A 22,450-nucleotide genomic window follows, 5' to 3' on the forward strand; every position below is an offset into this window, starting at 1 on the left:
TAACAAATGTTGCCATTGGTCTTTGTGGCATACATATTGTATGTTCACAGAGTGTATATAAGTATTGAGAATAGAGTCGGTGGAAACTAAGAACTTATTGTTGGATGAATAGGAACGATAGGTTTAAATGAATCAAACAATAGGTATAGGAAAGACAGATAGTGTATTTGGATGGGCTAAACGTTAGAGGTAACGAAGCATACTGAAAAAGTAAGTATTCTCTTTAACCCTTCTAACTCCCTCTAACTCTTTTGACTCCTGAGTATTCTCCCTCTCTTTAATCACAAAAAACAAATGTCTGAGAACAAGAATAATGAATTTGTAAAGAAGGTCGCAGAGCAGAAGTATGAGTTCGGCTTTACGACTGATGTACATACGGAGGTCATTCCGAAGGGTCTGAACGAAGATGTCGTTCGACTTATTTCGCAGAAGAAAGGGGAACCAGAGTGGCTCCTCGATTTTCGTTTGAAGGCTTTCCGTTACTGGCAGACACTCCCTATACCAACGTGGGGACACTTGCATTTGCCAGAGTTGCATCTACAGGATATCTCCTATTATGCTGATCCATTGGCGAAGAAGCCTAAGAACAAGGAGATTGATCCAGAGTTAGAGAAGACTTTCGATAAGTTAGGTATTCCTTTGGAAGAGCGTCTTGCTTTGAGTGGTACGGCAGTTGATGCTATTATGGACTCCGTGTCAGTGAAGACAACCTTTAAGAAGCAGTTGGCTGAGAAGGGGATTATCTTCTGTTCTATCGGTGAGGCGGTTCAGGAACACCCAGACTTGGTGCGTAAATACCTTGGTAGTGTTGTTCCTTATCGTGACAACTATTCTGCAGCACTCAACTCTGCGGTCTTTAGTGATGGTTCCTTTGTATATATCCCTAAGGGCGTTCGTTGTCCAATGGAACTTAGTTCGTATTTCCGTATCAATGCGGTTAATACAGGTCAGTTTGAACGTACATTGATTGTAGCTGATGATGATTCGTATGTTAGCTATCTTGAGGGCTGTACTGCTCCTATGCGTGACGAGAATCAGTTGCATGCAGCAGTAGTTGAAATCGTTGTCTTGGACAATGCAGAAGTAAAATACTCTACTGTTCAGAACTGGTATCCAGGTGATGAAAATGGTAAGGGTGGTGTCTTGAACCTTGTTACAAAGCGTGGCGAACTACGTGGAGTAAACTCAAAGCTGTCATGGACACAGGTAGAGACGGGTTCGGCTATTACTTGGAAATATCCTTCTTGTGTATTGAAGGGTGATAACTCACAGGCAGAATTTTATTCTGTTGCTGTGACAAACAACTACCAAGAGGCTGATACTGGTACGAAGATGATACACATGGGTAAGAATACCAAGAGTACAATCATCTCTAAGGGTATCTCTGCTGGTCATAGTCAGAACTCTTATCGTGGTTTGGTACGTGCTACAGCCAATGCTGAGAACGCCCGCAACTATTCAAGTTGTGACTCTCTTCTCTTAGGTTCTGACTGCGGTGCTCACACATTCCCTTATATGGACATCCACAATGATACAGCCATTGTAGAGCATGAGGCTACTACTTCTAAGATTAGTGAAGACCAGCTTTTCTATTGCAATCAGCGTGGTATTCCTACTGAAGATGCTGTTGGTTTGATCGTCAATGGATATGCTAAGGATGTACTCAATAAGCTTCCAATGGAGTTTGCGGTTGAGGCACAAAAACTACTCTCTGTAACACTTGAAGGAACGGTAGGATAATATAACTGAATATACAACATGCGAAAGGTCATTCTTATCACGTCTGGCTTGCTGCTAACAACAATGCTTCAAGCCCAGTCATGGCAAATAAAGCCGTGGCAGAAATATTTGATTGATGAGCAAGTGAAGCAGGATACAGCGATTACATGCCAGTCTGTGATGGGGTTACCGTATACACCCAAGCCCTTTGACACTCGTCTCTATCGTACAGTTACGGGCTCGGAGATGATAGGTAACTTACCACCTTATAAGAAGAAATCAAAGTCTTTCTTTGGTAAAGATGCCTATTCGTCTTCGCTCCTTGAAGAGCAAATAGAGCAAGAGAGAGTCGAAAAGATGGCTCGTGGTGAGTATCACTTCTCTGATTTCATATTCGATACGTTGTTAGATGTTGTTAATTCATTTTTAGTGAAGGATAATTAAAGCAAAGATAATATGTTAGAAGTAAGAAACCTGCATGCAACCATCGCAGGTAAAGAAATATTAAGAGGCATCAACCTCACAATTAAAGATGGTGAGATTCATGCTATTATGGGTCCTAATGGCTCTGGTAAGTCAACACTGAGTGCAGTACTTACAGGTAATCCTCTCTATGAGGTAACTGATGGTATGGCATTGTTTAATGGCAAGAATCTCTTGGAGATGAAGCCTGAGGACCGCTCTCATGAGGGACTCTTCTTGTCTTTCCAGTATCCAGTAGAGATACCTGGCGTAAGTATGACTAACTTCATGAAGGCTGCTATCAATGCAAAGCGTGCCTATGAGGGATTAGAGCCAATGAAGGCTGCAGAGTTTATGGCACTCATGCGTGAGAAGCGCCAGTTAGTTGGTATGGACTCAACACTCTCTCGCCGTAGTGTAAACGAGGGTTTCTCTGGTGGTGAGAAGAAGCGCAACGAGATTTTCCAAATGGCAATGTTGGAGCCAAAGCTTAGTATTCTTGATGAGACAGACTCTGGTCTTGACGTTGATGCTATGCGTATCGTGGCTGAGGGTGTAAATAAGATGCACAATGAAACGACTTCAGCTATTGTTATTACGCACTATGAACGTCTGTTAGATATGATTAAGCCAGATGTTATCCATGTGCTTTATAAGGGTCGTATCGTGAAGACTGCAGGTCCTGAACTTGCAAAGGAGATAGAACAGCGCGGATATGATTGGATTAAGGAAGAGGTTGACGCAGAGGAATAATCGGTGGCTTAAGAGTGTCTTGTAGTTCTAATAAAAATAGTATTACGAGTGGCATTAGTCCCGCTATCCTTTAGATAAAACCTCCAAAAAGAAATTACAATGCAAAGCGAAAAACAATATATAGACCTCTATACAGAGGCGCAGCAACTCATCAAAGAGCATGCTGCACCTGTGCTCAATGAGGTACGCGATAAGGCTTTTGAAGACTTCCGTCGACAGGGCTTTCCTACCAAGAAGGTGGAACGCTATAAGTACACGGATATGCAGAAGCTCTTTGAACCTGATTATGGATTGAATCTCAACCGTCTTGAGATTCCTGTTAATCCTTATGATACCTTCAAGTGCGATGTTCCAAATCTCAGCACTTCTCTTTATTTCATAGTGAATGATCAGTTCTACAGTAAGTCACTTCCAAAGGCAAAGCTTAATGATGGTGTCATTGTTGACAGCTTGAATCATGTAGCAACTGAGCGTCCTGAGTTGGTTGCAAAGTATTATGGTCGTCTTGCCAATACTGAGGCTGATGCGATAACAGCTTTGAATACAATGCTTGCACAAGATGGTCTTTTTATCTATGTGCCTAAGAATGTACAGCTTGAGCGTACCATACAAGTAATCAATATCCTTCGTTCAGATGTTGACTTGATGGTCAATCGTCGAGTACTCATTGTTCTTGAAGAAGGTGCTAAGGCGCAGTTCCTCTTCTGTGATCATGCTGCTGACGACCGTAACTTCCTTGCTACACAGGTAATCGAAGCCTACGTAGGAGCGAATGCCAATCTTGAGTTGAACTGTCTTGAGGAAACGCATGCAAAGAATGTACGCGTGTCGAATGTATATATCGAGCAGCAGCGTGATTCACGTGCAAGCCACAATGTCATTACATTGCATAATGGAGTTACTCGCAATATGCTCGACCTTGTTTTCAAGGGAGAGGGTAGCGAATGTTTCTGTAATGGTTGTGTGATAGCTGATAAGAGTCAGCATGTTGACAACAATACGCTTATCGACCATCAAGTACCTCATTGCACCAGTAACGAACTTTACAAGTACGTACTTGATGATAATGCAGTTGGTGCTTTCGCAGGTCGTGTGCTTGTTCGCAAGGGTGCGCAGAAGACGCTTTCACAGGAGAATAACCGTAACCTTTGTGCCAGCAAGACAGCCCGAATGTTCACCCAGCCAATGCTTGAGATTTATGCTGATGATGTTCAGTGTAATCATGGTTCAACAGTTGGACAACTTAATGATGCTGCGCTCTTCTACATGCAGCAGCGTGGTATTGATAAGAAAGAAGCAAAGCTCCTCCTTGAGTTTGCCTTTATCAATGAGGTAATTGATAAGATGGAGCTTGAACCATTGCGCGACCGTCTCCACCATTTGGTAGAGAAGCGTTTCCGTGGTGAGCTTGATAAGTGTGAAGGTTGCGATTTGTGTAAGTAATTTGGTATTAGGCTAATTGGGCTTATTAGCCTTATTAGCCCAATAAGCCCAATAAGCCTTATAAGCCCAAAAGCCCAATAAAAGATGTACGATATTACGAAAGTTCGGGAATCCTTCCCAATTCTCTCCCGCACCGTCTATAGTAAACCCCTGATTTATCTTGACAATGGTGCCACCACACAGAAACCGCTCTGTGTGTTGGATGCTATGCAGGAAGAATACCTCAATGTAAATGCCAATGTGCACCGTGGTGTACACTGGATGTCACAACAGGCTACCGACTTGCACGAGGCAGCACGTGAGACAGTGCGGAAGTTTATCAATGCTCGTTCAACAACTGAGATTGTCTTCACACGTGGTACGACAGAGAGTTTGAATCTCGTTGCTTCCAGTTTTGTAGAAGGTTGTATGAAGGAGGGTGATGAAGTGATAGTTTCTACCATGGAGCATCACTCAAACATTGTGCCTTGGCAGTTGCAGGAACAGCGCAAGGGAATTGTGCTAAAGGTTATTCCAATGACCGATGAGGGTGAACTTCTGCTTGAAGAATACGAGAAACTCTTCACCGAACGTACAAAACTTGTTAGTGTAACGCAGGTCAGCAATGTTCTTGGCACCATCAATCCTGTAAAGAAGATGATTCGTATCGCCCATGAACACGGTGTGCCAGTAGTAGTGGATGGTGCGCAAAGCGTTCCTCACTTTGCCGTTGACGTGCAAGACTTAGATTGCGACTTCCTCGCTTTTAGTGGTCATAAGGTGTATGGTCCGACAGGTGTGGGCGTTCTTTATGGTAAAGAAGAGTGGCTCGACCGACTACCTCCATATCAAGGTGGTGGTGAGATGATAGAGCGTGTTAGCTTTGAGAAGACAACTTTCGAGCGCCCCCCTTTGAAGTTTGAGGCTGGAACACCTGATTATATTGCAACGCATGGACTTGCAACTGCCCTCGATTATGTTACTTCCTTGGGGATGGATAATATCCTTGCTCACGAGCAGGACCTCACACGTTATGCCCTTCAGCAGTTCCGTGAGATAGAGGGTATGCACATCTATGGACATCGTAATGACAGCGGTGATGCCGTTATCAGCTTTAATGTCGGTGATATTCACCACATGGACCTTGGTACATTGCTCGACCAGTTAGGTATTGCTGTCCGTACAGGTCATCATTGTGCACAACCTTTGATGGATCGTCTTGGTATCCTTGGTACTGTTCGTGCCTCCTTCGGTTTGTATAACACTCGTGAAGAAGTGGATGCTTTGGTAGCAGGTATCAAGCGTATTGCAATGATGTTTTAAGGAAATAAGTAGATTCAAACAGGCGTTTATATGCGTTTCATTACGCTTATGAACGCCTGTTTGCTTGCAGATATACAAGGTATATACCGAGGTCCTTATCCCTTCTTGCACTTATAAAGGCTGAAGACAAACCAAGTAAGGAAGACACCCTGCAATAGTAATGATGAAACAATCGGGAATATAGTCAGAATTAAAGCCAACTGAGCTTGCGTGATATAGGAAGCCTGCTTGCTACTCACTTCCCGTTCGAGGACAGAGCTGTAATAATTACGTAGCCACTCCACTGGAGTTTGGAACCATGCAGCTGCGTCTGTGAAGAAACGACTAAGCTCGTTGTATGATGCGTTACGCTCTGTAAGAATCAATTCTTTTTTCATATTCTTTGTTCTTTAATTGTTGCTATATATAAATGATGTGTAAAACATTCTTTGGTTTACGTTTGCAAAAGTAGTTGTGTGTCGTGCAAGGAATGTTCACTCTTCAAAAAATATTTGTTATATAAGATTAAAACGAAAGGTTCTTTAACTTTTAAAACCTATTAGTTATGCTGAAAAGTCATTATTATGAAGGCCTAATAGAGGCTGGTTGCGACGAAGCAGGCAGAGGATGCCTTGCTGGAAGTGTCTATGCTGCAGCCGTTATCCTACCACCCGATTATCAGAATGAGTTGTTAAATGACTCAAAGAAGCTGACGGCAAAGAAGCGTTATGCACTTCGTGAAGAAATTGAGCGAGATGCTATTGCATGGGCAGTGGGTATCGTTACGCCTGAAGAGATAGATAAGATAAATATTCTCAACGCCTCTTTCTTGGCTATGCATCGAGCGTTGGACCAGTTGAGTGTACGTCCAGAAGCGGTTATCGTTGATGGTAATCGTTTTAAGCCTTACCAAGATCTACCTTCAACAACCATAGTTAAAGGAGATGGGAAGTATCTTTCTATTGCAGCTGCCTCAATCCTTGCCAAGACTTATCGTGACGACTATATGCTCTCCTTGGCTGAGGAATATCCGCAGTACGACTGGCAGTCAAACATGGGTTATCCAACGAAGAAGCATCGTCAGGCTATTCTTGAATATGGTATTACACCTTATCATCGCAAAAGTTACAACCTGTTGGGTGATGGGCAACTCTCTTTTGACTTTTAAGCCTAATTGAGTATAAGTTTCTAAACTGGTATTGTAGTATAGTCAAGCACCTTGTCTATCATTGTAACGCAAGCATAGTGGACTAACATCAAGTTACAAAGACAGACAAGATGCTGATAAGAACCTACAATCTGTTAGGTACCTATATTATAGTGGGGTTTGTCTTATGATTCAATTTGAGTGAAGTCTGTTTTTAACACCATCCTTCTCAAAGATTTGATTTGTAACTTTTCTTTACATACCTTCGATAGGATAACTTTACATTCTTTGTAGTTCTATCATTGTAAATGTAAGGTTAAGTTCTTATTATTTTATATATTGTTTATGTTGTCTTGTAAACAATTCCCTAATAAAGATATTCTTTATACCTTATAATATGCTATAAGGATTCTTTCTTTCTGTTTTTGAACCTCAATCAGTCATTAGAGGCTAAACATATGTCGTTGCGCACATGTGGTGCGAAGGGTCAGCACCAACCGTGTTAAGTCTTAGCACCGATGGTGCGGAGTGCTAAACACCTTGTAATATGTCAGTTGTCTGTGCGCAACTCATTATTAGAAAAGGCTTATTTTATTGTTAGTAAGCAGGTTTGTTAAGTTATTTTCGTCTTCTAAAAATCGGGTGATATTGCTCGTTTGGAGTAATATTAATAATCGTTATAACGATTTAATGGTAGATTTAGCTTTAAAGTTACTTTATCTCTCTATACTTAATTATATTTTAATCTTTAATAAGGAATGGAAGTGTAGTGCTTACAATATGCTGTTTTATGTGCCGTTATAAATAATAATTAATTTATTTTCATGCAATAATATGTCGTTTCGTAAAAATGAAACATTAATAAATGTGAAAATATTAATTAAAATTTCATTTTCACTTGGAACTTTAAAAGCTGTACACTATCTTTGTGAAGTGTTAAAAAATATCTGTACCCTGATTGTATGCAATTTGTAATACCTTACGTATTAATAGTGTGAGTCTGAAATAGTTTATTTATTATATTAATTAAAGAGAGAATTTATGGAAAAAAGACTAATGATGTTTTTAGTCGGCTTATTCCTAAGTTTAGGAACAGCCCTGGCGCAAACAGAGATTAGCGGAACTGTAGTCTCTACAGATGATGGACAGCCTGTAGTAGGTGCGTCTATCCTCGTGTCTGGTACACAGACGGGTACTGTAACAGATGTTGATGGTAAGTTCCGTCTCTCAGCACCTGCAGGTGTTAAGTTGATTGTGTCTTATGTTGGAATGAAAACAAAGACTGTTACTGCAACAAACAACATGAAAGTGAGCTTAACCCCTGATGACAAGAACCTTGATGAGGTCGTAATTGTTGCCTATGGTACTGCTAAGCGTCAATCAATTACGGGTTCTGTAGCTGTTGTAGACTCTAAGAAAATCTCCAATCGTATTAGTACTACGGTAACGGGTGCATTGGAAGGTTCTGCCCCTGGTGTACAGGTAAATAACTCTTATGGCGAGCCTGGTACTACGCCAAAGATTCACATTCGTGGTGTGGGAACGTTAGTTAAAGATGCTGATCAGCCTCTTTATATCGTTGATGGTACTCCATTTGAAGGCAATATTGCTGAGTTAAATCCAAGCGACATCGAGTCTATGTCTGTTTTGAAGGACGCTTCTTCTGCAGCGCTCTATGGTAACCGTGCGGCTAATGGCGTTGTCTTGATTACAACAAAGAAGGCTAAGTTTACTACTAAGCCAAACATTACTTTGAAGATGGATCAGGGTGTCTACAGACGTGGTATTGCAGAGTATGACCGTTTAGGTCCGAATGAGTGGATGGAGGCTTCTTGGAGGGCGATGAAGAATTATGCTCTCTCAGGTGGTATCGCTTCTACAGATGCTGCAGCTGGAACTTATGCAACCCAGCACTTGGTGCCTGATTATGTGAAGCGTAATATCTATGATGGAGCCGATGATGCTCTCTTTGATGCAAATGGCAAGTTGACTGCTGCTATGCGTGCTGGTTATGATGATCTTGATTGGCAGAAGGCTGTTGAGCGCACTGGTCACCGTCAGGAATATAACCTCTCTGCAGCTGTAGCAAGTGATAAGTATAATATCTATTCTTCTGCTGGTTATCTGAATGAGCAGGGTTATACTTTGAACTCAGGCTATGAGCGTTTTACTGGTCGTATTAATACACAATATACAGCCAACAAGTGGCTCGAATTAGGTTTGAACCTCTCTGGTACTTCTTCTGTAAGAAGCTATAATTCAAGTGCTAAAGAAACTTTCTATGCTAATCCATTCTATGTAACTCGTTACATGGCTCCGGTTTATCCTGTTTATTTGCATAATGCTGATGGTACTTATGCTTTGGATGCAAATGGTAACAAGCAGTATGATACTACGTCTGAGTATCTTGACAACCGTAACCTCCCTTATGAGATGACGATGGATATGGACCGCACACGTAGAAACGTATTGGATGGTTTGTTGTATACAAAAATCAGTTTGCCATATGGTTTCTCTTTGACAGGAAAAGTAGACTTGAACCATGCTAATGAAAATCGTCAGACCTATAACAACCCTGTTATCGGTGATGGTGCTTCTAACAATGGTCGTCTGACTGAGCGTTCTTACCAGTATATCTCCTACACAGGACAGGAACTCTTGAACTGGGATCATAACTTTGATCTTCACCATGTTGACGTTCTCCTCGGACATGAGAACTATAGCTGGAACAATAAATATGCTCGTGTGATGAATACAAACGCAGCTATCGAAGGTTTGCGTGCGTTGAGTAACTTCGTATTAAACTCTGATACGGAAGGCTATTTTGAGGATTATAGAACTGAGTCTTATCTTGGTCGTCTGCGTTACAACTATGATGAGAAGTACTTCTTTGACTTCTCTCTCCGTCGCGATGGTTCTTCTAAGTTCCATAAAGATAAGCGTTGGGGTAACTTCTTCTCTGCTGGTGTAAACTGGAACATTAAGAAAGAAAACTTCATGAAGGATGTGAAGTGGGTTGATGCTTTACGCGCTCGTGTTTCATATGGTGAGGTAGGTAACGATGCTGCTGTTAATTTCTATGGTTATCAGGCACTTTATTACATTACTAAGAATGGTGGTAACCCTGCTTTGGTACGTCAGAAGTTATCAGCTCTCGACTTGAAGTGGGAGACAACACAGACTTTCGACTTTGGCGTTGAGGGTACGCTCTTTGATCGTTTGAACTTCAGCTTGGGTTATTTTGATAAGCGTTCTAAGGACTTGCTCTTCGAGGTTCGTTTCCCATTATCAGCAGGTTCTTTCTTCGCTAATGATGCTATTCAGAACCTTACACAGTATCAGAATATCGGTACTATCTCTAACCGTGGCTTCGAAATCATGTTAGGTGGTGATGTTGTACGTTCTAAGGATTGGACATGGAACCTCTCTTTGGATGCTACTACATTGAAGAATAAGGTGCTTAAGTTGCCTAAGGGTGAAGATATCTTGCATGGTCAGCAGAACTATTCTGAGGGTCACTCTGCTTATGAGTGGTACACCTATCACTTTGTAGGTGTTGATCAGATGACGGGTAAGTCTCTCTATGATCTTGATCCAAAGCTGGAAGCTACTGCATCTGCTGCTGGTAATCTTGTTGAAATCAATGGAACAAAGTACACGACATCTACTGCTCAGGCAATCCGTAAGTGGGCGGGTACGGCACTCCCTTCTGTTTATGGTTCATTCAGTTCTAACCTTCGTTGGAAGGACTTGAGCTTGTCTATGTTGATGACTTATAGCCTTGGTGGTAAGACCATGGACGGTTCTTATAGAGCTTTGATGTCTACTGGTTCGGCTTCATCAGCATCTGCACTTCATAAGGATGCACTTAATTCTTGGAATGGTGTTCCTGCAGGTATGACAGCTACATCTGCTAATCGTATCGACCCTAATGGTACACCTATCCTTGACTTCAACGGAAGTGTTGATAACAATGCGCTTAGTGACCGTTGGTTGACAAGTTCTTCTTATTTCATCATGAAGAATATCATGCTCACTTACCGTTTACCAAAGGCATTGGTTACAAAGTGGGGTCTTGGTGGTATTGCTGTAAAGGCTGGTGTTGAGAACCTCTTCACACTCACAAGTCGTAAGGGTTTGAACCCACAGTATAGCTTTAATGGTGACAGTGACGATACTTATGTATCTGCACGTGTGTTCAACTTCGGTTTGACAGTCGATCTCTAATATTGTAGAATTTAAAAAGGGAATAATATGAAATATTCAATAAATAAATTCACCGCAGGGGCTTTACTTGCTGTAGCTGCAATGACAGCATCTTGCTCCAGTGATTATCTCAATGTATCACCAGCAGAGTCGGCTGAGCCTTCTGCAGCATATGCTAATACAAGCAATGCGCGTAACACCTTGAATGGTATAGCAAAGTCGATGACCGTACAGCAGTACTACTATGGTCAGGGATTCGCAGGTGAAAATGCGATAATGCGTCTCTATGAGAATCTTCCAAGTCAGAATTATAACTATAACCGTTATGCTTCTGGTTGGGCACCTATCCATAACCAAGATTATCACTATAGGTCTACTACTAAGTATGATTCTTATGCGTGGGCATACTATTTTCAGATTATTAACAATGCAAATGCACTCCTTGCTAACATTGATAATGCCACTGGTTCTGATGCGGATAGGAAGTTTATCAAGGCTTCGGCATTGACTTTCCGTGCATATGCTTATGAGAAGTTAGTACATTACTACTGCTATCGTTGGCAGGATAGTAACAATGGTGCTTCTCAGGGATTGCCATTGCGCCTTGACACTTCTACGGGTCATTTGAAGGCTTCTACGCTTGCTGAGACTTATGCTCAGATTTATAAGGACTGTCAGGATGCGATTACACTCTTCACTGAGAGTGGTGTGATGCGTTCAACAGCCGAGTGTTGGATTCCTGATATTAATACTGCCCATGCTGTTTATGCACGTGCTGCTTTAACTCGTCAGGATTATGCTACTGCTTTGGCACAGGCTAAGTTGGCACAGATTAACCGTCCTTTGATGACAGGTGATGCATATGCAGCTGGTTTTTATAAGCCAAACGATGAGTGGATTCTCGGTAGTTATGGTGATGCAAGTGAACAGAACTGGTATTGGGCATTTGGTGTACAGGGTGCTTGTAATGGTCACTATGCAAGTACGCAGAGTACTGGTGCTGGTACTATTGGTCATGAGTTGATTACTCGTATCCCTAATAACGATGCTCGTAAGCAGCTCTTTATTACTGCAGATAAGTTCCGCAGCATTGATATTACTAAAGATGCACAGGTAAATCAGACCTATGGCATCATAGGTTTGGGTGATGAAGGTGTTTTGGCACAGGCCGACTCTATCGTTAAAAAGCATCAGATTGCTGGTCTCTCTGCAGCTTACGCTTCTGGTTATATCTATTTGGATGGGCAGATGAAGTTCTGGGTAACTGCACAGCCAGGTGTTAGTTATGTTCCTTTCATCCGTTCAAGTGAGATGGTTCTTATCGAGGCTGAGGCTAATTACTTCTTGGGTAACACTGCTGATGCACAGGCAGCATTGGTAAAACTGAATGCTACCACAGGTCGTAACTCAAGCTACACCTGTACAAAGACTGGTACTGATCTCTTTAATGAAATCAAGGATTACCGTGAGGTTGAACTTTGGGGTGAAGGCTTTGCATGGAGTGATTACAAGCGTTGGAACATTCCTATTGTTCGCCACTCATTTGCTCAAGGTGGTAATGCACACGCAGCTGTTGCAAAAACAATCGCTGTAGACTACGGAAATAAGTGGACTTGGGTGGTTCCACAGAACGAGATCGACTATAATGATCTTTTGAATAACGAGTAAACCATAGCTTGGTATAATAATAAAAAGGCAGGTAGAACGTGTTTCTTTCTGCCTTTTTTATGTTATCTATATTTTATTAGACTCATTTGGTTTTTCAAGTGATATGGCAGTTATTCTTTATTGTATTTTTGCTGTCACTACTGTCACATAAAGTGTTTTTCTAACTTGTTAGTTACCAGTAGTATTATGTGAAATGTTAAAAGTGACAGCAAATCAATATAAAAGTATTCTTGTAAAAAGCATAATAATCTTGTGTTTGTCAAGGAGCCTTTATCTGTCAATATTGGAAGAAAATCTTATTATAGACGGAAATGTTTGTGGACTAAGTTATATTAGATTATGACCAAAGATAAAAAACGTTGCACAGGTTAATAAAAGTGTTGTTTCTGCGTTATATATTATATTTCTATTCATTGTAAGAATGAGGTTTGATAAACTAAAGAAACAGTTAGAACTGTTGATTCTATTGTCTGATGGACGCAATTATACGGTTGAAGAACTGTGTGAGCGGATGAATTTGTCGCGTAGGAATTTCTATTACCTACTCGACTTCATCAAGCATGCAGGTTTTATCGTATTTAAGAATCAGGGCTATTATCATATTGATCGTCGCTCTCCTTTCTTCACACAGCTGTTACAAACGATTCAGTTTACAGATAAGGATGTGAAGACGATACATAGTGTACTGACAATGGCTGGTAATGATAGTGAGATGGTGAACCAGCTAAGGCAGAAGTTAGAAAGTTCTTATAATTTCTCTGTGTCAGCTGAGTCGCCTATTCGTCGCCAAATGGAGAGTAACTTAAAACTGTTACGCAAGGCTATGGTAGAGAAGAAGACGGTTCGGTTAATTGGTTATTCAAGTCCACATAGTCATTCTGTTAAGGATCGTCTTGTAGAGCCTTTCCTTTTATTGCATAATAATGAGGATGTACGCTGTCATGAATTGGTGTCAAAACAAAATAAGACATTTAAGATTTCTCGCATGACGAGTGTGGAGATATTAGATACATCGTGGTTACATGAAGACAAGCATAGGCAGGTGTTTACGGATATCTTTATGTTTAGTAGTGAGGAACGATATCGTGTGAAGTTACGTTTAGGACAGTTATCCCACAATCTCTTTAAGGAAGAATACCCACAAGGGGCGCATTATATTACTCCGAATGCGGATGGCTCGTGGCTTTTAGATATAGAAGTATGTGATTATCGTGGTTTAGGTCGTTTCGTTCTCGGACTCTTTAAAGATATAGAAATCATAGAGGGTGATGGTTTTAAGGCATATCTGAGAGCGGAAATAGAAAGTCTTATTGATTCGTCAAACCAACTATTGCAGAAGTAGGAAAATCATTCTTTATTTTATTATTCATAACAAAACATCATTATTTATCATCAACCTTTCATCAATAGAAATATGTTCTCTTTTAGTTAGAGGTAGTGCGAGAGGCTTGGGAGGTTTAAAATTCAGGACAATGTTTACACGTAAGATTTTATTCGTTTTATTGTTTTTTATCACATTCAACGCTTATGCACAGCAAGAGCGTTGGGTAGGTACATGGGCTTGTGCGCCACAGACAGTCGATAAGGGTTTTATGCCTTATAATAACCAGATGACGAATCGCTCCGTACGACAGGTTGTGAAGGTGAGTATCGGTGGGCCTGTTATTCGTTTGCAGTTGAGTAATGAACTGTCTTCTGAGCCTGTTGAGATTACCAGTGTTTATATTGCAAAGGCTGGAGAAGGGTCAGAGATACAGAAGAATTCAGCTAAGTATCTCCGTTTTAATAATAAACGTCGGGTAACGATACCTGCTGGTAAGGCTGCCTTTTCAGATGCGTTGAAATTCGATTTACAACCATTGGAGCGTTTGTCAATTACGATTAACTATCTTAAAGCACCAAAAGAACCTACTGTTCACATGGGTTCGCGTACTACATCTTATATATTACGTGGTGTGACAAATGCTAATACTGATTTCTCAACAGCTTTCAAAGAGGACCATTGGTTTAATATTTCTGCTATTGATGTTCTTGATGCCTCTGCTTCCAGTGTGGCTATCCTTGGTAATAGTATTACCGATGGAAAGGGTTGTGTTACAAATGCACAAGACCGCTGGCCTGATTTTATGTCTGCCGTACTGAATGGAGAACATGAGTCGAAGAGTCCGAAAACGGGTGTATTGAATCTTGGTATTGGGGATAATCGTATCCTCTCTGTGGGTTTAGGACAGCCTGGAAAGGAGCGTTTCGATCGTGATATCTTGGGACAAAGAGGACTTCGTGCAGTAATCATCTTCGAGGCTATTAATGATATCGGTACGTCAACCAATCCAGAAGAAACTGCTCGCCAGTTGATAGAAGCCTATCAAGTGATGATAGAGAAGGCTCGACAACGTGGCTTGAAGGTCTATATGGGTACGATAACTCCTTTTAATGGCTGCAAAGGTTACTTTACAGAGGCACGTGATGCAGCACGTAAGACTGTGAACGAATGGATAAGAACAAACCATGAAATCGACGGTTTCATCGACTTTGATGAACTCATGCGTGATCCGTCATCACCCGACCGTTTGCGTAAAGAATGGCAGATTGGTGACTGGTTACATCCTAACCCTAAAGGGTATAAGATGATGGGAGAATATGCTGCCAAGAGTCTCGAAGAGATGAATGTATCAACTCCTTCCAATCAACGACCATTGACAGAAAGGAAGTAATAGCATCCATATCGTTCGACTCCTATACGATAATGTCTATCATTCTTACTGAAAATGAAAATCTACTTTAGAATGATAGATATTCTCTTTCTATAGCAAAGCAAGAATCTATAAATAAAGTTTCCTGTCATATCTGTTATCCATCAGATCCATCTAAGTTGTTAATTTACAGTGGACTTACACGAAATGTTAAATATGACAGCAAAAGAAAATAAAACTATTTTGTAATATTATGTACTATATTCTGATCATAATAGATGCTATCACTTCCTAATTTAGAAAAGTCTACTGCTTCGTATATTACAAGGTGAAAGCAGTATCTGATCATTATTACTCATCGTTAGTTGTATCGTCTTCTTCCCAATGTACCATGTCATAAGGATAATATGGATTATCCTTTAGGTCGGAATCATCTATCTGCAGTATCTTTGCTACGGCTGCGACCTCCCAAGCCCAATAACCACGATAACAGCTTGTTTTCAAATGATTATTATACCAAGGGGCATCCTTGTTCAAGTTATACCATTTCCTGATGTAATCTATCAAAGCTTTCTTCGCTGCTTGCGCATCAGACAACTGTGTTAATTTGAAAAGCCCTTTATACAATTTAGGGAAGGCAAGCTTGTTTGCATGCGTTTGTTTCTTATCTTCGCCCATTCGAGAGTTCAGCATAAACCAGAGTAAAAGGTCTGGAGTCCAATCAGCTGGCTTTGCCTGATTATCTACCCGTTCCACATAATCAATAAGCTGCTGAAACTCTGCACAGGAAACATTTAGTAGAATACCTAACGAAACTCGTTTCAGGATTTCAAAATATATTGGGTCTTCAATAGCAAGCCCCGTTATAAAATACTCCAAAGAATTTGAATATATTCGTTTTAATTCCGTCATATTCGCATCCATAGAATACCTTATTTCTATTCCAGAGATGTACCGTTCCCCTAATGACCAATGTAAGTATACGGTATCTAACCTTTTGTTGGTATTTGCTTCCAATATTAATCTCTCGGTTTCACCTTTATTTTTCGCGATTTCTATCAACATCTTGCTAAAGAATTTCCTATTCTTTATTTTATCCCTAATAGCTTTATCTTGCTTCTGTTTAGCATGGCTAAGGAAATAATCAAATATACCCATAACTTATTCTTTTATTAGGAAATACAACCCAATAACATTATTGCTGCATTGGTATTGACGAGTAACTCTTAGAGTCATGATATAATTCCTCTATACTCTTCCAATCAGTAGGAGAATCATCCCGAATTATTTCAACAGCCTTCTGGGTATATAATGTTTCTCCATTAATCCCATCAATGAGATAAATGTCATTCCGATTATCTTTCCAATGAGCACAGACTATATAAATCGGTCGCTTAATGTACTCTCGTTCTTCATAACGTCTTACACTAAATACTTCCTTCTTATCCATGAGATTAATACCATATTGGTGCAACATTTTTACTTTTAATGAATCTATGCTAAACTTATAAGGCAAATCATAATCTACACATTTTACTTCATGTCCATGACCATCGAATTGATATCCTTTACCTACTGGCATTTGATAAAGATATGCACAATATGCCGTTATATTTCCCACTGTGTTATACAGATAGATATATTCGTATGGAGAGTCTCTATATGTATGAGACTCTCGAAAGCCAGCAAAGGAGTTATTTACGTATTCATCACTTAACTCTATAAGCTCACCCAACTTTCCTTCTTTGCGTATACGATAAGCAGTAGGATTTTTTCTTACTAACCTCTTATACTCCTCAATATCAAATCGCTTATATCTTAAAGTATCCTTGTCACTATTATTACTTAAATTATCTTGCCCAACACATGTTGTCGCAAACAATAATAACCATAGAATTACCGATAACTTACTCATCATTAAATATTCTTCTTTTATAATTATGATTCGTGATAAGCCACATACACACTTACATTATTGCGATTATAGATTTCTACTCTGCATGGGAATAATACCTATCTAAAGAATAAGAAAGGCTTACTCTGCAGTCAGTTCGAGTACTCTACTTGAACCCTCGTTGGCAGAGAGGACCATCAAACCTACCTTCATCAAATAGTCACCTGTATACCTTTGTCCATTACAAGTTAATGATGAAGTTGTGTTAGGCATAAGGTTGATTTCCTTCACTAAGTAAGTGCGGTTGGCATCAAGTCCCTGAAGACGCACTGCCTGCTGTGGCTCTGAGTAACGTGGATGCAAGTCGTAAGCGAAGAGTACAGCCTTTGCCTTGTCTTGTGATACATAGTTTACTGCCATATGTTGGGTTTCCTAAGGAGAAACAAGACGATAGAGTTCTCCGTCAAGGATGATATCTTTGAGACGGTTCCAGTTGGCAACAGCCTCCTGTACAAACTTATAATCCTCCGGTTTCATCGTCTTTAAGTCGAGGTCGAAGCCTAATTTACACAAACTTGCTACGTCTGTTCTGAACTTAACACTTGTGCGTCTGTTCCAGTTGGTGACGTGTGCAGCCAATGCCTTTGATGGGAAGAACTTCGACATACTATATTGTATATAGAGACGTTCGTATGGATCTGTGTCATCAGAAGGCCAGAATTCACCATAATACTTCAATGCCTGATAGTCGCAACGACCGCCACCACCAGAGCAGAGCATCATCTCAAGTTTCGGATACTTTGCCTGAATACGGTCGAGTACCTTATAAAGACCACGTACATACTCAATATAGAGGTTTCCTTGATTAGCTTTCTGATAAGGAGAATAGATATTGGTAATAGGGCTGTTGCAGTCCCATTTGAAGTAGACAATGTTCGGATTCTCTATCATTAGACGGTCTACAACGCTGTATACATAGTCCTGCACTTCAGGATTAGAGAGGTCGAGTACTAATTGATGACGGTAATAATAAGTCTCACGATTAGGCAATTCAATCACCCAATTCCGATGTTTCTCGTAGAGTTCACTCTTAGGATTAACCATTTCTGGCTCAATCCACAGTCCGAACTTTACTCCTGCTTCCTCTGCTGCTTTGGTTAAAGCAGGAATACCACCGGGCAGTTTTGTGCGAGTTGGCTCCCAATCGCCTAATCCGGCACGGTCGTCTTTGCGTGGATATTTGTTTGCAAACCAACCATCGTCCAAGAGGAACATGTCGACACCTAAGTCTTTGGCATCTTTCATCAGCTGTGCAAGCTTCTCTTGATTGAAGTCGAAGGCTGTGTTCTCCCAGTTATTGAGAAGGGTCATGCGACTACCTTCACCATTCCAAAGCTGATATTTGCATGCCCAGTTCTGTAGGTTACGGCTTGCTTGCCCTGTTCCATTCTCACTCAAGGTGAAGATAAACTCTGGAGTCTTGAAGGTCTCGCCTACTTTCAACTTATAATTAGAAGCGTAAGAGTTGATAGCTGGGATGACACGGAGACAGTTGACATTATCTATTTCAAAGGTAAAACTGAAGTTACCAGTCCATCCAATCGTACCTAACATCACACGTCCTTGATTCTCTTGTGCCGGTTGGTCGAAGCCAAGTTCAAAGAAAGGCTCACTCTGTTCAGCAGCACGTGTACCGAGCTTCGTGTCCACAATCTTCTTGCCAAACTGTAACTGCTGTACAGCAGGCTGACCTTCACGTGCCCAGTCGCTGTGATAGTTGGTGAGAAAATACTTTGAACTATTGAAATAGAGCATACCACTTGCATAACGCCAGAGCTTGATGGGCGACTTCTCATTATGCTTTATTTCACTCCACATCTTGATAACATTCTCCTTTGAATATGCTACATAGTGAAGCGTTACCAGCACAGCATACTTATCATCAGCCAATTGTATGATGGTTTCTGTTCCACCCGGAACAGTTTTCTGTGTACTATTTTGATAATATAAATAAGTGGTCTGGTTGCCATCAGCATGGGTAATGGCGACTGCAGGTTCAAACATATCCTCACCACCAGAGCCTGGATAAACCTCACGTCCACGCATACTATAGCTACCATCAGAGCCAGCATAGATATTCCAGTTAAAGTGATTGAAGTCGGCAGTACTGTTTAGTTTCTCACCAAAGTAGACTTGATAGAGTCTGTTTTTAGGTGAAACCTGCAGAATAAGGTCAATGTTATCCGTATTAATTCGGATAGATTGCTTGTCAGCAGCTCCTACGCAGAGGCTTAGGATAGCGCAGACGAATAGTAATAATAGCTTTTTCATCTGTGTATTGGTTCTTGTTTTATTCTTTACAATCTGTATGTACTTGCAGTTACTGTGCGTTTATTGTGCGGTGTTATCTTCTTCTTCGAGTTCTAAGTCTGCTTCAGGAAGTTCTTCTTGTGACTTTTCCATCTTCTTTTTCATTCTACTTTTAATCGATCTGATGGCTTGTGACGTACAACAGAAGGCATCGGCTTTCTGCTCGTCGGTCATCCCGTTGTGTTCCATTATATAGTAGAATGTCTCCTTAGGAGTGAACGCATAGCGGGGATTATTGAGGATATAGGCAAGGTCGTAGTCGAAGTTAGGCATAATAGCGTTGAGAGCCTGCTGTTCACGTTTACCCATCTGTGAGATATTTCCACCTTTTAGAATGGTATAGAGCGCGTCTATTCCCAACTTAGTTTGTTCGATGGAATCGGCTGTTTTTGTATCTCCGTTATGTGTAGGAGTCTTCTGTTTCAGCTGTTCTAACTCATTGATTTTACTGTCAACTTCAGCCTTCATCTCATCTATCGTTGCATCTTTTCGTCGGAGTAACTGCTGAATATTCTGCTCTGTCATCTCTTGTTGTCTGCGATAGGTATGTAGCTGTTGGCGCATACGACGGCGGAACCATACAACGATACCAGATGTAAGGAGTATCAAGATGATAACAAGATAAGCTATATAGAGTTGAAGTTGCAAGGCTTTACGTTGTGCGATAGCTACTTCATAGCGGTCTTGTATCTGTACAATCTCAATATCTTTCTCCGGTGAAACCGATAAAATCTGACGTTTTTCAATGCGTGTTCTTAATTGATTAATACTCTGCTCTTGGTCTTTACGAATACGAGGCTTGAAGGCTTCAGCCTTCTTTACGTACAGCAGGGCAGAGTCACGTTGTCCGATTTGGTTGAAAACAGAGGCTTTACCGAGGTAAATATCCGTCAACCTGTGGCTCTTCTTACTATCATTCGCATAGCGAGCAGTATGGGCGAAGTAGTCAAGTGCCAATTTATAAGCACCATTTTGGGCATTCAATAGAGCAATACGATAGTATGTAGCAAACTTCAAAGAGTCTTCCGTTACGTTGAAAAGGTGCTTTTCTGCCGATTTTAGCTGATACATCGCATTCCTTGTGTCATGTTTAGCCATGAAGAAAGCAGCACTATCGAGCCTCATCCGAGTGATTCCTTCGTCTGTTGCAGGATAGTTAGGTAGTTTTCTTTGGCTGCATGAAAGCAAAGTCAAAAGAGTAATCAGTAATAAAATCGGTCTTTTCTTCATATTTGCAAAGATACACATTCTACTGCGTATTGCCAAATTAGGATGGGAGGAAAGGGGACGAAAAGATATCTTAAAGCTTGGTAAAGTGCGAAAACGAGGGAACTTTTATAAGCTTTATTGTGTCAAAGAAGTGAAGTTGTTAGTTGTAAATTATTGATAGTCAAATGTTAACTTGTTTTACATGTGTCAACTCTAATGGGGCTATTGCATTGCATTATATTCTTCTTTACCTTTGCATCGACAATAAGTTCCAATATATGTCATCTGCAATTCATAAACCTGCGGCGGCGTGATTGCGTTTAAGCGTTGGCGCAGGTTTTACTTTAAGAATGTTCACAAGACTCTTCAAAGTGAAGAGTTTGTTTATAATAATCTCTCGAAAGGCAGCGTTAAATAACTGTAAAGGGGAATAAATCAAAAGGTTTATATGATGAAGCGAATTTTGTTAGCAATGTCACTTAGTATCTGTATGGCAGCAACTGTAAATGCTCAACAGGAAAAGATGTCGATGAAATCTTATGAAAATGAGGTTCGGAAAGATACAATCGATACCTTAGAAGTAAAAAACGAAAGGCATAAAATATTTGATTGTTGGTTTCCTCCAATGCCATCTTTCCCAGGTAATATCCAACAATTCCTTCGTGCTCACCTTGTATGGCCAGCTGGTCGTAAGAACAAAAAGGTTGAAGGAAAGGTGATTGTTAAGTTTTATATAGAACGTGACGGCACTTGTTCTCAGTTCAAGATACTTCGTTCGTTGAGTCCTGCTTTTGATACAGAGGCGTTAAGGGTATTGAAGTTAATGCCGAAGTGGAATGTGGATTCAACGGCTAAGGGTGGTACTTGGTATGTCTTGCCAGTTTCTTTTAAGAAACAAAATGTTCAACAATAAAAGTTCATGGTTATGATAAAGAAACTGTTTTTAGTTCTATTTTTAAGTTTTGTAGTCGTTGGTAATATCGATGCACAGAAGCAGAAAAGAACGATGAAACCGAAGAAAAAGGAACAAATAGAGCAGCCTTATTGTGCGGAACCAGCTTTTGAACCTTGTAATGACACCTTGAATGTGGATACCTTAGGTGCAAAGATGTTCGAAACTGTCGAGGGATTGAAACCTTCGTTCCCTGGTGATATCTTAGAATTTATAGCGGTACATCTTCAGTATCCTCCTGAATTGGCAGAAAACTCAGTTTCGGGAAGAGTCATAATAAAGTTCTTTGTGACCCCTTCAGGTTGTTGCTGCCTGTTTAGGGTTATGCGTTCTGTAGACCCATACCTTGACCGAGAGGCACTCAGAGTACTTAAACTTATGCCTGCATGGAAGTGGGAAAGACGACCGAAGCAAGGAGTTTGGCAACTTGTACCTGTCACCTTCAGATTATTATAAGCCCAAATTGCTCGTGTTGTCATCACCTTTTGTAAGCCGTTTTATCGTTATCAATATCGCTATAAACCCTTAGCACATTTGGTGTTGACCCTTAACACATTTCGTGTTGACGCTTAGCACCACATGTGCGCAGCATCAATAGATTGGTTAAAACATGCAATGAGGCATGAAAGTTGTTGTTATAGAAGATAGTAAAG

At 40.7% G+C, this 22,450-nt stretch carries 16 protein-coding genes and 1 pseudogene; 12 read left to right on the plus strand and 5 right to left on the minus strand.

What is annotated here, in order from left to right; translation table 11 throughout:
- Positions 1 to 294: 294 nt before the first annotated feature.
- The 5 genes from sufB to FIU21_RS12955 all read left to right on the plus strand — a co-directional run bounded on the left by sufB (position 295) and on the right by FIU21_RS12955 (position 5,679).
- Positions 295 to 1,740: a Fe-S cluster assembly protein SufB gene (gene sufB / locus FIU21_RS12935; RefSeq protein WP_036885711.1), complete on the plus strand. Its 1,446-nt coding sequence runs from the start codon at positions 295 to 297 to the stop codon at positions 1,738 to 1,740.
- An 18-nt stretch (positions 1,741 to 1,758) separates the two neighbouring features.
- The gene (locus FIU21_RS12940; protein ID WP_036885710.1) at positions 1,759 to 2,163 is read left to right on the plus strand and encodes a hypothetical protein; all 405 of its coding nucleotides are present in this window, start codon (positions 1,759 to 1,761) and stop codon (positions 2,161 to 2,163) included.
- 12 nt (positions 2,164 to 2,175) lie between these two features.
- Positions 2,176 to 2,934, plus strand: a complete 759-nt coding sequence (gene sufC / locus FIU21_RS12945; protein ID WP_004358708.1) for a Fe-S cluster assembly ATPase SufC — start codon at positions 2,176 to 2,178, stop codon at positions 2,932 to 2,934.
- 99 nt (positions 2,935 to 3,033) lie between these two features.
- Positions 3,034 to 4,377: a Fe-S cluster assembly protein SufD gene (gene sufD, locus FIU21_RS12950; RefSeq protein WP_004358706.1), complete on the plus strand. Its 1,344-nt coding sequence runs from the start codon at positions 3,034 to 3,036 to the stop codon at positions 4,375 to 4,377.
- 84 nt (positions 4,378 to 4,461) lie between these two features.
- Complete coding sequence (locus tag FIU21_RS12955) at positions 4,462 to 5,679, plus strand: aminotransferase class V-fold PLP-dependent enzyme (protein ID WP_004358703.1); 1,218 nt, start codon at positions 4,462 to 4,464, stop codon at positions 5,677 to 5,679.
- A 95-nt stretch (positions 5,680 to 5,774) separates the two neighbouring features.
- Here FIU21_RS12955 and FIU21_RS12960 read toward each other — a convergent pair whose 3' ends face one another.
- Entirely contained in the window at positions 5,775 to 6,056 is a 282-nt protein-coding gene (locus FIU21_RS12960) for a hypothetical protein (RefSeq protein ID WP_004358701.1), read from the minus strand.
- A 167-nt stretch (positions 6,057 to 6,223) separates the two neighbouring features.
- Here FIU21_RS12960 and rnhB point away from each other — a divergent pair, with 167 nt between their 5' ends.
- From rnhB to FIU21_RS12985, 5 genes are all read left to right on the plus strand, one after another.
- On the plus strand, positions 6,224 to 6,826 hold the full coding sequence (gene rnhB / locus FIU21_RS12965; RefSeq protein WP_004358699.1) for a ribonuclease HII: 603 nt from the start codon (positions 6,224 to 6,226) through the stop codon (positions 6,824 to 6,826).
- 1,020 nt (positions 6,827 to 7,846) lie between these two features.
- A complete protein-coding gene (locus FIU21_RS12970; protein ID WP_004358697.1) occupies positions 7,847 to 11,032 on the plus strand; it encodes a SusC/RagA family TonB-linked outer membrane protein in 3,186 nt (1,061 codons plus the stop codon).
- A 27-nt stretch (positions 11,033 to 11,059) separates the two neighbouring features.
- Positions 11,060 to 12,679, plus strand: coding sequence for a RagB/SusD family nutrient uptake outer membrane protein (locus FIU21_RS12975; protein ID WP_004358695.1), 1,620 nt, complete (start codon positions 11,060 to 11,062; stop codon positions 12,677 to 12,679).
- A 421-nt stretch (positions 12,680 to 13,100) separates the two neighbouring features.
- Entirely contained in the window at positions 13,101 to 14,021 is a 921-nt protein-coding gene (locus FIU21_RS12980; RefSeq protein ID WP_004358693.1) for a helix-turn-helix transcriptional regulator, read from the plus strand.
- 130 nt (positions 14,022 to 14,151) lie between these two features.
- Entirely contained in the window at positions 14,152 to 15,393 is a 1,242-nt protein-coding gene (locus tag FIU21_RS12985; RefSeq protein WP_036885709.1) for an SGNH/GDSL hydrolase family protein, read from the plus strand.
- Between the two features lie 330 nt (positions 15,394 to 15,723).
- Here the strand turns inward: FIU21_RS12985 and FIU21_RS12990 are convergent, their stop codons facing one another.
- The 4 genes and pseudogenes from FIU21_RS12990 to FIU21_RS13005 all read right to left on the minus strand — a co-directional run bounded on the left by FIU21_RS12990 (position 15,724) and on the right by FIU21_RS13005 (position 20,884).
- Positions 15,724 to 16,530 (minus strand): PoNe immunity protein domain-containing protein, encoded by an 807-nt coding sequence (locus FIU21_RS12990; RefSeq protein WP_004358689.1) that lies wholly within the window; start codon positions 16,528 to 16,530, stop codon positions 15,724 to 15,726.
- Between the two features lie 37 nt (positions 16,531 to 16,567).
- Entirely contained in the window at positions 16,568 to 17,290 is a 723-nt protein-coding gene (locus FIU21_RS12995; protein ID WP_004358687.1) for a hypothetical protein, read from the minus strand.
- A gap of 117 nt (positions 17,291 to 17,407) precedes the next feature.
- A pseudogene (locus FIU21_RS13000) lies at positions 17,408 to 19,597 on the minus strand (alpha-galactosidase).
- Between the two features lie 60 nt (positions 19,598 to 19,657).
- Entirely contained in the window at positions 19,658 to 20,884 is a 1,227-nt protein-coding gene (locus FIU21_RS13005; protein ID WP_004358685.1) for a hypothetical protein, read from the minus strand.
- A 409-nt stretch (positions 20,885 to 21,293) separates the two neighbouring features.
- Between FIU21_RS13005 and FIU21_RS13010 the strand changes: the two genes are divergently transcribed.
- The gene (locus tag FIU21_RS13010) at positions 21,294 to 21,758 is read left to right on the plus strand and encodes an energy transducer TonB (RefSeq protein ID WP_004358684.1); all 465 of its coding nucleotides are present in this window, start codon (positions 21,294 to 21,296) and stop codon (positions 21,756 to 21,758) included.
- 12 nt (positions 21,759 to 21,770) lie between these two features.
- A complete protein-coding gene (locus FIU21_RS13015; RefSeq protein ID WP_036885765.1) occupies positions 21,771 to 22,253 on the plus strand; it encodes an energy transducer TonB in 483 nt (160 codons plus the stop codon).
- The last annotated feature ends 197 nt before the right edge of the window (positions 22,254 to 22,450 follow it).

Origin of the sequence: Prevotella melaninogenica (assembly GCF_013267595.1) — a bacterium.
Classification (GTDB): Bacteria; Bacteroidota; Bacteroidia; order Bacteroidales; family Bacteroidaceae; genus Prevotella; species Prevotella melaninogenica_D.